This window comes from Ideonella sp. P3_A4 (assembly GCF_056403075.1).
Map to the genome: position 1 here is coordinate 1 of NZ_JBFUGE010000201.1, position 10,682 is coordinate 10,682.

General features: G+C 67.7%; 9 protein-coding genes. 6 read left to right on the plus strand and 3 right to left on the minus strand.

Annotated features, from left to right (window positions below; all coding sequences use genetic code 11):
* The 5 genes from AC1DYI_RS17810 to AC1DYI_RS17830 all read left to right on the plus strand — a co-directional run.
* A partial coding sequence (locus AC1DYI_RS17810; protein WP_477205467.1) for a carboxyl transferase domain-containing protein occupies nt 1-639 on the plus strand: 639 nt, incomplete at its 5' end.
* A 298-nt stretch (nt 640-937) separates the two neighbouring features.
* On the plus strand, nt 938-1,678 hold the full coding sequence (locus AC1DYI_RS17815) for a 2OG-Fe dioxygenase family protein (RefSeq protein ID WP_477205468.1): 741 nt from the start codon (nt 938-940) through the stop codon (nt 1,676-1,678).
* 46 nt (nt 1,679-1,724) lie between these two features.
* Nucleotides 1,725-3,245, plus strand: a complete 1,521-nt coding sequence (locus AC1DYI_RS17820; RefSeq protein ID WP_477205469.1) for a S10 family peptidase — start codon at nt 1,725-1,727, stop codon at nt 3,243-3,245.
* Between the two features lie 12 nt (nt 3,246-3,257).
* Complete coding sequence (locus AC1DYI_RS17825; protein WP_477205470.1) at nt 3,258-4,964, plus strand: bifunctional diguanylate cyclase/phosphodiesterase; 1,707 nt, start codon at nt 3,258-3,260, stop codon at nt 4,962-4,964.
* Between the two features lie 262 nt (nt 4,965-5,226).
* Entirely contained in the window at nt 5,227-5,985 is a 759-nt protein-coding gene (locus AC1DYI_RS17830; RefSeq protein WP_477205471.1) for a LamG-like jellyroll fold domain-containing protein, read from the plus strand.
* 36 nt (nt 5,986-6,021) lie between these two features.
* On the opposite strand, the gene AC1DYI_RS17835 is transcribed toward AC1DYI_RS17830, so the two are convergent.
* Entirely contained in the window at nt 6,022-6,501 is a 480-nt protein-coding gene (locus tag AC1DYI_RS17835; RefSeq protein WP_477205472.1) for a VOC family protein, read from the minus strand.
* Between the two features lie 287 nt (nt 6,502-6,788).
* On the opposite strand from AC1DYI_RS17835, the gene AC1DYI_RS17840 reads away from it, so the two are divergent.
* On the plus strand, nt 6,789-9,134 hold the full coding sequence (locus AC1DYI_RS17840) for a di-heme oxidoredictase family protein (RefSeq protein ID WP_477205473.1): 2,346 nt from the start codon (nt 6,789-6,791) through the stop codon (nt 9,132-9,134).
* A gap of 28 nt (nt 9,135-9,162) precedes the next feature.
* On the opposite strand, the gene AC1DYI_RS17845 is transcribed toward AC1DYI_RS17840, so the two are convergent.
* Together AC1DYI_RS17845 and AC1DYI_RS17850 are read right to left on the minus strand one after the other, a co-directional pair.
* The gene (locus AC1DYI_RS17845; RefSeq protein WP_477205474.1) at nt 9,163-9,957 is read right to left on the minus strand and encodes a class I SAM-dependent methyltransferase; all 795 of its coding nucleotides are present in this window, start codon (nt 9,955-9,957) and stop codon (nt 9,163-9,165) included.
* Nucleotides 9,954-10,682 (minus strand): alpha/beta fold hydrolase (locus tag AC1DYI_RS17850; RefSeq protein ID WP_477205475.1); only part of this gene is annotated, 729 nt, incomplete at its 5' end. The genes AC1DYI_RS17845 and AC1DYI_RS17850, both read right to left, overlap by 4 nt.

Below are 10,682 nucleotides of genomic sequence, written 5' to 3' on the forward strand. Positions count from 1 at the left end.
GAGTTCGGCCTGGGCGTGATCACGGCGCTGGTGCGCATCGCAGGCCGGCCGGTCGCGCTGGCCGCCAGCCACCCGCGCCACCTGGCCGGTGCGCTGGACGCCCCGGCCTGCGACAAGCTCGCCCGCTTCATGCAGCTGGCCGATGCCTTCGGACTGCCGCTGGTCACGCTGGTCGACACGCCGGGCTTCATGGTCGGGCCAGCGTCGGAGGCGACGGCGATGGTGCGCCACGCCGCTCGCCTTTTCGTCAACGCCGCCGCGCTGCGGGTGCCGGTGTTCAGCGTCGTGCTGCGCCGCGGCTACGGCCTGGGCGCGATGGCGCTGACGGCTGGCCACTTCCACGCTCCCGTGGCGACAGCCGCCTGGCCCAGCGCCGAGTTCGGCGCGATGGGCATCGAGGGCGCTGTGCGTCTGGGCTTCAAGAAAGAGCTCGACGCGGCCGGGGAAGGCCGCCAAGCCCTGTTCGACAAGCTCGTGGCCGAGCACATGGCACGTGGCCGGGCGATCAACATGGCCAGCCACCTCGAGATCGACGACGTGATCGACCCCGCAGAAACTCGCGCCTGGTTGGCCCGTGGCCTGCAGGCGGCCGCCGGCGTGCCGCTGCCACCGCGGCGGGGCTTGCTGGATACCTGGTAATCAGGTGTCCTGTCTCAGGAATACATGCCATTGAGATTCGACCAGATGGTGATGATCGTGCGGCCGGGCGGCTGGGCAGATACCTGGCGTATCTGCCCTGATGACCGGTCGCGCGAGGGCGCCATCTGGTCGAACCCGAAGGGCGGGTCGAAATGGGGCGCTCGCAGCGCCGCCAAGCCGGGCAGATACCACCCGGTATCTGCCCGGCTCGTCGACTCGCGATCATCCCCATTGCGGCCCGTCGCAATGACACGTATTCCTGAGACAGGACACTCAGCCTTGTCACAATCAACCCACCATGCTGCTTTCACCACCTCTTTGCCCGCCGGACGAGCAGGACGCTGCCCTGGCTGAATTGGGTTTCTCCGTTTTGGGAGCCGCCGGCGCGGCCGAACTGCTGCGCGAGCCGGCGGCCGCGCTGTCGCGCTGGCTGCCGTTCTGGGACGACCTGCCGCCCGACGCCTACCTGAAAGACGGCGGCCGCTACCGTCGCCGTCGGCATGGCTGCTTCATCATCGAGGGCGAGACCGTGCTGCTGCAACCGCACCGCCCACATTGGCAGCCGGTCGAATACAACGCGCTGCACGGCGGGCTCGAGCGCCATTTCGACCCGCTGCCCGATGCGCTGGTGACCGACCCGCTGTGGGCGCGCTGGCTGCTGATGGGCGCCGCCCGGGCTTCGGCTTTGAAAGGCGTGCAACCCTGGCACGTCGAGGCGCACATGTTCCGCATCGACACCACCGACGGCATCGGCCGCCCGACACCCGAGGGCGCTCACCGCGACGGGGTAGACCTGGTCAGCGTGACGCTGATCGCCCGCGAGGGCATCAAGGGCGCCGAGACGCGCGTTTTCGCCGCTGAGGGCCGGGAAGGTCTACGCTTCACCTTGAGCGAGCCGTTCTCCACTCTGTGGCTGGACGATGCGAAGGTCATCCACGAATCAACGCCGATCCAGCCGCAGCAACCCGGCGGCAGTGGCCATCGAGACACGCTGGTGCTTACCTACCGCGCCGGCAGCTTCCAAGGTCCGGGTACCTGAAGCGGAGCAACGACCCCGCCCAACACCACAAGCAGAGGGATAGAAGATGAGCGAGACAACCAAGCCGACGGCGGCCGAGAAAGAAGAAGCCAACAAGCGCCAGCGCGCGGCGGTCGACCAGGCCTTGTCCGAAAAGCCGGCGCGCAGCAATGGCAGCGTCACGCTGGGTGGCCAGCGCCTGGCCTACCGGGTCGACGCCGGCTTCGTGCCGGTGCGCTCGGGCACCTTGGGTGAATCGCATGGCGAGCCGGACGCGGCCGTCTTCATGACCGCGTACCAGCTGGAGGGCGACGCCGCCACCCACCGCCCGATCTGCTTCGCCTTCAACGGTGGCCCGGGCTCGGCATCGATGTTCCTGCACCTGGGCGCGCTGGGCCCGAAGCGTGTGCGCGTGCGTGACGATGGCGGCATGCCGGCGCCGCCGTACCGTGTCGAAGACAACCCGCTGTCCTGGTTCGAGCACTTCGACCTCGTCTTCATCGACCCGCCGCACACCGGCTTTTCGCTGACCGCGAACGAAGACGCGCGCAAGAAGGCCTTCAGCGTCGACGGTGACGTGGCGATGCTGTGCGAGGCGATGCGCGCCTGGCTCGGCCGGCACCGCCGCTGGGGCTCACCCGTCTACCTGTGCGGCGAGAGCTACGGCACCACCCGCGCCGCCGCGATGGCCGAGCTGCTGTGCGAGCAGGGCGTGGCGCTGGCCGGGTTGATCCTCGTGTCCTGCGCAATGGACATCCAGGCGCTCGAGTTCTCACCGCGCAACGACCTGCCGTACGCACTGTTCCTGCCCGCATTCGCCGGCACCGCGCAGTTCCACGGCTGCCTGAAGGGCCCGTTGGCTGAATCGGCCGATGGCGCGCGCCAGGCCGCACTCGATTTCGTGCACAGCGACTACCTGAGCGCGCTGCACCGCGGCGCCACCTTGTCGGACCGTGAACGCGAGCGCGTAGCGAAGCGCATCGGCGAGCTGATCGGCCTGCCGGCGACGGTGGTCGAGCACATGCACCTGCGCGTGTCCGACTTCCGCTACTTCAACGAGCTGCTGCGTGATCGGGGCCAGGTGCTCGGAAGGCTCGATTCGCGGGTCGCCGGGCCGATGGGGCCAGACCGCAAGCGTGAGTGGGAGTTCGACCCGTCGATCGACGCGCTGGTGGCCCCGTACACGATGGCGGCGATGGACTACTTCCGCAGCACGCTCGGCATCGGCGAGGCCGAGGGCTCGGTCGAGCGCGTGTACGTGCCGATGTCCGAGCAGGCGCACAAGGGCTGGAACTGGAACCGCGGCGAAGGCCAGGGCAACAGCTACACCTGCACCAGCACTGACCTGGCCCGTGCGATGCGGCGCCTGCCGCACCTGGGCGTGTTCGTCGCCAGCGGCCAGTTCGATCTCGGCACGCCCTACAGCGCCACCGACTGGGCGCTGGACCAGCTCGACATCAGCGACGAGGTGCGCTCGCGCATCACGCACCGCTACTACGGCGCCGGACACATGATGTACACCCGCGAAGCCGACATCCGCCAGCTGAAGAGCGATCTCGCCAGCTGGCTCGCCGCGCTGCCCCGCTAGCGCGGAAAGTCCATGCACCCCTTCCGCTGGCTCAGCCTGCGGCAGCTGCTGACCCTGCCGTATGTGGCGTTGGTGCTGGGGTTGGCGGTGGTGCTGGGGCTGCTGTCGTACCGCACCGGGCGCGATGCGGTCGACGAGTTGTCCGAGCGGCTGCTGGCCGAAACCGTGGGCCGCATCGCGCGCGCGGTCGATCAGCAGCTGGAAGGGTCCAGCCGTGTGCTGGACATCGCCTTCCCCGCCGGCGAGCCGGCACCCGACGAGATCGAGCCGGCGGTCGAGAGCCTGCGCATGCGCTTCTGGCTCGCCACTTCGGTCCACCGCGAGCTGAACAACTACGCCTACTACGGCGACGAGCAAGGGCGATTCTTCGGCCTGTGGCGCGACGGTATCGACTCGGCTGAACTGCGGCTGCGCTTGCGCGGCGAAGGCCCGCGCACGCTGTTCCGCTTCGAGGGGCCGCGTGGCCTGCTGCACGACGGCATGCCGGAAAACAAGGTCTTCGACCCACGCCTGCGCCCCTGGTACCAGGCGGCCAAGGCTCGGCCCGGCGATGGCTGGTCGCCGATCTACATCGACTTTCGCACGCAAGAGCTGGTGACCACCCGCACGCGCCAGGTGCCGGGCCACGACGGTGAAATGCGCGGCGTGGTGGCCACCGATGTGTCGCTGCGCCAGCTGAGCGAATTCGTGCAATCGCTGCAGCCCAGCGCGCACGGCGTGGCCTTTGTCGTTGAGCCCAACGGTGACCTGATCGCGACCTCGCGTGGCGCGCATCTGCAACGCGACACTGATGGCACGGCCAAGCGCCTGAGTGCGTCAGCGGCGGAAGATGTTCTGCTCGCGACGACCTACGCTCGCGTCAAGTCGCTGATCGACGAGGTGGGCGAGGGTGCGGCGACGCGCTCGACCCGCATCGACGGGCCGGACGGCGCGACGGTGCAGGTGGCCTATGCGCGCCTGCGCGACAGCGCCGGGCTCGACTGGGTGATCGCGGTCGCCGTGCCGCGCAGCGACTTCCTGCATCGCGTCACCGCCAACCTCTACCAAAGCCTCGCGCTCGCGCTGCTGGCAGCGCTCGCGGTGGTGGGGGTGGGCTGGATCAGCCTGGGCATCGTGTCGCGCGACCTGCGGGCCATCGCGGTGGCCGCACGCCAGATCGGCGAGGGCCATTTCGACACGCCGCTGAGCATCGATCGGCACGACGAGATCGGTGACCTCGCGCAAAGCTTTGCGACGATGCGCCACAAGCTGTCGACCGACCGCTTGACGGGCCTGGCGAACCGCGAAGCGACGATCCGCCGCATCAGCGACCGCATTGAACAGCACCGGCGCGACAGCGACGCCCAGCCCTTTGCACTGCTGTTCCTCGACGTCGACGGCTTCAAGAAGGTCAACGACCGCTATGGCCACGGCGCCGGCGACCAGGTGCTGCGCGAGCTGGCCAACCGCATGGCCGCTGCGGTGCGCGAGGGCGACCTGGTGGCCCGCTGGGCCGGCGACGAATTCCTGATCGTGCTCGACGGCGTGGGCCATGTCGAACTGGCTCGCCGCATCGGCGATCAGCTCGAAGGCCGCCTCAGTGAACCGATCGACGCCGCCCGCGACGCGCAAGTCGGCGTGTCGATCGGTGTCGCGCTGTACCCGCGCGATGGCGACGACGTGCCGTCGCTGATCCAGCAGGCCGATGCCGACATGTACCGGCGCAAGCGCAAGAGTTGAATCGGGCCGCTGGCGTTGGTGAGACGACAGCGGCGCTGACGGCAGTTTCAATTCCGAACGTGCGAGCGCTGCGGTGCGCTCCAAACTGCCAGCCTTGACGGGTCATCAACGACCCGACCCGGTGGGACTGCGAGCTGGAGCAAACGCCATGGTGGTTTCGTTGCCGTTGACGCCGAGCAGTTGCTCTGCAGCCGGATCGAGAGGAGCAGTTCTTGTTGCGGCCCTCGCGTGCGCGGTGCCTTGTGCAGCGGCCACGTCGACATTGAGCTATGACGACCGGGTGCTCGCCGACAAGCCGGTGATGTACCTGCCGCTCGGCGGCGCGAATGGCACGAAAGACCTGAGCGGGCGAGGACACCAGGCCACCGCCCATCACGGGCCCGCGGTGACGACCTTCGTCAACGGTGACCCGGCGCTGAAATTCGACGGTGTGCAGCAATACGTCGAGGTCGACGACCGCGACGACCTCAGCATCAGCTCATCAGGCGTGCTGACGATGGAGGCGTGGCTGCGTCCCGACGTGCTGAACTTTCCGCATGAGGAGTCGGACACGACGCCCTATGTCCACTGGCTCGGCAAATCGACCAGCGGCCAGTCGGAGTACGCCGCCCGCATGTATTCACACGATGCCGACTGGGCCGGCGACGGCATCGACCCGCCGCGGCCCAACCGCATCAGCGGCTACGCGTTCAACCTGAGCGGTGGCCTCGGCGCTGGCAGCTACTTCCAGGAGCCAGTGGTGCCCGGCCAGTGGATCCACTACGTGCTGGTGATCAACACCCGCAAGACCAGCGGTACCTACCCGACCGGCTACACCAAGGTCTACCGCAACGGAAAGCTGTGGGACCAGGACTCGCTGCTCGACTACCAGATCGTGCCGAAGAACGGCACGGCGCCATTTCGCATCGCCAGCGTCGGCCTGCACGGCTACTTCCAGGGCGCGATCGCGAAGGTGGCGCTGTACAAGCGCGAGCTGCCCGCGAAGGCTGTTCAGGCGCACTACAGCGCGGTGCGGCCGTAGCGGGGTAGGCCGCCCGGTCGGCGTCGTACGTTGGCCTTAGCCCCGGCGGGCGGCCTCGATCGCCGCGATGTCGATCTTGCGCATCTCCATCATCGCGTCGAAGGCCCGCTTGGCGGCCTTGCGGTCGGGGTCGGTGATTGCGGCGGTGAGGGCCCGCGGTGTGATTTGCCACGACAAGCCCCACTTGTCCTTGCACCAGCCGCAGGCACTTTCCTGGCCGCCGTTCTTGACGATCGCGTTCCACAAGCGATCGGTCTCGGCCTGGTCGTCGGTCGCCACCTGGAACGAGAACGCTTCGTTGTGCTTGAACATCGGCCCGCCGTTCAAGCCCAGGCAAGGAATGCCCAGCACGGTGAACTCGACTGTCAAAACGTCACCTTGCTTGCCATCGGGATAGTCGCCAGGCGCGTGAAAGACAGCCCCGACAGCGCTGTCCGGAAACGTCTCAGCGTAGAACTTGGCGGCGTCCAGAGCGGTGCCGTCGTACCAGAGACAAATCGTGTTCTTGCTGACCATGGCGTTCTCCAACGGGTTGGGACTTGGGGGCGATCGAACCGAACCGCGAAGCAGAGCAATTGGCGTTCCTCGCGTGCGAAGCATCGACCCACCCGTTGAAGAACGTCAACAAGATGGGCGCCAAGACTGTCGAACTGACGCAGCGGCCCCGACCTCCAGCCGTCACTCGCGGCTGCGTTGAACGTAGGGGAATCTTCGGTGCATCACCCGTCGCCGTTGAGGTAGCGTGTCGCCGCTGCAAGCGCTTTCAGATCCATCGCCCAGCGCCCCTTCGGAGGAGTTCCGCCATGTCCTTGTCCCGTTCACACCGCTGGAATCGTCTTCGGGCGCTGTGCAGCACGGCACCTCTGGCGGTCGTCCTCCTGGCTGCGTGTGGCGGCGGCGCGGGCTCGGCGCCTTCGGAGCAGTCCGCCAAGGCCGCGCCATTGGCGGTGACCAGTGCCCGGGCCGGCGAAGCCGCGAGCTACACGCCACTGCGTTGGAGCGACCCCGAGCCTGCCACCACCTACAAGCTGCCGGACGGCACGCTCGTGACACACGTCGGCGGACGCGCGCGCGACCGGCACGCGCGCGAGATCTGGGGGCCCACCGGAGACGGCTACGACCTGTTCACGCCTAACTACTTCGTGCGACGGACGCACGACATGACCATCTACGAGAACGTGTCGCCGACAAACGCCGCGGAGCGGATCATCACCGTGGTGGTTCGCCCGCAATGGTGGCTCTTCGACACCAACTTCCGCGCAGGCTACATCGGGCGCAGCGCGAACGACCCCTACCTGCCTGTCTCTCCGGCGATGTACGGCGACAACGCCGGCGTGAAACGGCTCCCTGCTTTCAGCCTGATGCCGGGCGAGGAGTTGAAGACGCCGGTGTCGAACTACGACGCGCTGCCCGACGAGCCGCGCAGCAACTACGACACCGATCTCAACGTGCCGCCGGCGCCGGGCGAGCTGGTGCTCGTGCGCCAGTTGACCTACAACGCCCCGCTGGGGCGCAACTACCGCCCGGGCGACACGCTCGAATTCGAGCTCGGTCTGTTCCTCGCCGGCCACCAGGGCGACGCGCTGGGCCGCTTCAACTACTACGCCGAAGCCATCGCGTACCGCGTCGGCACGCTGGGCGTTCACCCCTGGTATCGCGGCGCATGCTGCGACACGGGCGGCATCCCCTGGAATGCGCATCTGTTGCCCGAGCCGGTGCGTGCGGGTGGTGACACGACCCTGCACGAAGACACGTCGTACCAGCCCGAACTCAACTTGATGCAGGCGGCAACCAACATCGCCGGTGCCAACATCCAGCCGTTCGTGGAGGGGCGTCGTCTCTTCCACACCTCGTTCGTCGACGGCAGCCATTCCGAGCCTCGCAATGAGCCGAACACGGCGCAGGCCGGCAAGGCCGGACCAAAGTTCCAACAGGTTTCGTGTATCGCCTGCCACTCAGGCAACGGCAAGAGCACGCCGGCTACCGACGGGCCGCTGGCGAACATGGCCGTGCTCACCGCCGAGCTCAACGACAAGGGCAAGTTGGTCCCCGACGCGCGCTTCGGCGGGCACCTGAACCAAGGCATCGTCGTCTCAGACGGCAAGACAGTCGATGGCCGCCAAGGGCTGTTGACGATCAGCGGCTACAAGACGACGCAGGGCAGCTACCCCGACAAGACCAAATACACGCTGAAGAAGCCGCTCTACGCGCTGACTGACATTGCCGGTCGCCCGTTGCCGCTGCCTGAGCGGATGTCGGTGCGCGCCGCGCCGCACCTGGTCGGCATGGGCCTGCTCGAGGCCGTGCCTGAGTCGACGTTGCAGGCCCTCGCGGACGCCAGCGCCGCGGATCCCGACGGCGCGATCGGCCGTCTGCAGATCGTGATCGACAAGATCGACCCCAAGATCAAGCGGGTGGGCCGTTTCGGGTGGAAGGCCACTGCACCGACGGTACAGCAGCAAACCGCCGAGGCGCTGAACGCCGACATCGGCGTGACAACGACGATCCTGCCAAAGCACCTTTGCGGCCAGGCGGCTGACAACGCCGACTGCCGCGCCGCGGACGCGCACGGCCCCGAGTTCTCCGAGGCTGACCTCGCTCGCATCACCAAGTACTTGAGCCTGCTGGGGGTGCCGCCACAGCGACACTTCACGGGCGAGCAGCCAGTGGGCATCTCAGCGCCGACCATCATCAGCCAGTCGCCTGACGAGACCGCCGCGCAAGTCGCCGCCGAGCAAGCTCTTCAAGCGCGGGTCGCCAACGGTGAGCGTCAGTTCGACAAGGCGCGATGCAGCGCGTGCCATGTGTCCACGCTCACGACCGGCAACGCGCACGGTTTCGCCGAACTGCGCCGCCAGACCATCCATCCGTACACCGACCTGCTGCTGCACGACATGGGCCCCGACCTGGCGGACGAGTTTCCGCAGGCGGCTGCCAGCGGCAAGGAATGGCGCACGCCGCCGCTGTGGGGCCTGGGCTTGCTCGCCAACATCAACCCCGGAACGCACTACCTGCATGACGGGCGCGCTCGCTCTGTCGAGGAGGCCATCCTCTGGCATGCGGGCCAGGGCTCGGCCAGCCGAGACCGCTTCAAGGCGATGACTGCCAAGCAGCGCGCCGACCTCATCGAGTTCGTGAACTCTCGCTGAGCGTTTCTGCTGTGCTTTCCTCGAACGGCTACTTCGCCGAGCGACGGGCGGTGACGATCCACGCCCGCGAGTCGAAGAGGACGCCGTCGGTCGTGCAGTGCGCCGCCAGCGTCTCGCGCAAGCCGGCCAGTGCGCGCTGCGCCGCGGCTGCCTCTTGACTCGCAAGCTGGTCCTTCACCGTCTTGAAGTCGCCAACGAGGTCATAGGCGCTGGCAACGTCTGGGCCGTAGTAGACAGGTTCCTGGACCTCGGCAAAGCCGACCTCGGTGAAGCCTGCTGCGCCGAGGATGGACCTGACCTTGGACGGGTCGCCAAGCGAGAAGGCGCCCGGCGCATCGGGCGGGTACGTTGGGTCCGCGTCACCCGCGACCGCACGATGAATCGCGCTCGCCCACTCGTTGCGGTCGGCGCTCTGCCAGACCATCATCACGAGGCGCGCCCCGGGCCGCGACGCACGGGCGATGTTGGCGAATGCCGCGACCGGATCGCCGAAGAACATCGTGCCGAAGCGGCTGATGACGACGTCGAAGTGAGCTGGCCGAAACCCGTGGATCTGCGCGTCGCCCTGCTCGTAGGTGACGTTGGACAGGCGCTCCTGCGCCATGCGGCGGCGGGCGCGCTCGAGCATCGCTTCCGAGACATCGACACCGAGAGCGCTGCCTGACACAGCGGCGCGAGCCGCGTCGCAGGTGGTCTGTCCGGCCCCGCAGCCGATGTCGAGCACTTGGTCGGTGGGGCCAATGCCCGTGGCGGCCCGCAGCCGCTCGTTGTGCCGGCTCAGCTCGGCGTCGTAGTGGTCGGCAATACGCAGCGGGCCGGTCATCGCTGGGACGGCGACACTCGATCGCCAGGTTGGTTGCTGGTGTGCCGCACGAGTGCCGGGATGACGATGTCCCAAACCTGTGCAGGCGGCATCTCATGGCCCACCCCTTCGAGCAAGAGCAGCGTTGCGCCCGGGATCTCCTTCGACAAGGCAACGCCGTGCTGGCAGGGGAACAGCGGATCCTCCGTGCCATGGATGACGAGTGTGGGCACCCGAAGCGTTCCCAATCGAGAGCGCCAGGGTTCGTGGCCAGGTTCGATGATCCAGTGGTTCGACATGCTGGCCGCGACGTCGATCGTGCGATCCACGGCCCGGCTGACCACGGCACGCAATGCCGCGTCGCTGGCCGTGCAGGTCCCGGCGAACGGTTTCGTGCTGTCGACGATGTAGCGGATCACGGCTTCGCGATCGGACCAGTCAGGCTCCGCCGCCGGTTGCTCGAACACCGCCTTCATGCGATCGAGCATCGGTGGCAGATCGCTTCGGCTCGAGGTGCCGCCTGGGCTGGTCGAGATCAGGGTCAGCGAGGCCACGCAGGCGGGAAACTCCAGGGCCAGGAGCTGGGCCAGCCCGCCGCCCATCGAGATGCCGACGATGTGGGCGCGCGGTATGCCCAGTGCGTCGAGCACGCCGGCCGCATCTTTGACGAGATCGAAGCCGGTGTAGTCGGGCTTGCCGGCCTGGCACGTTGATGACCGGCCTGTATCGCGCAAGTCGTACCGAAC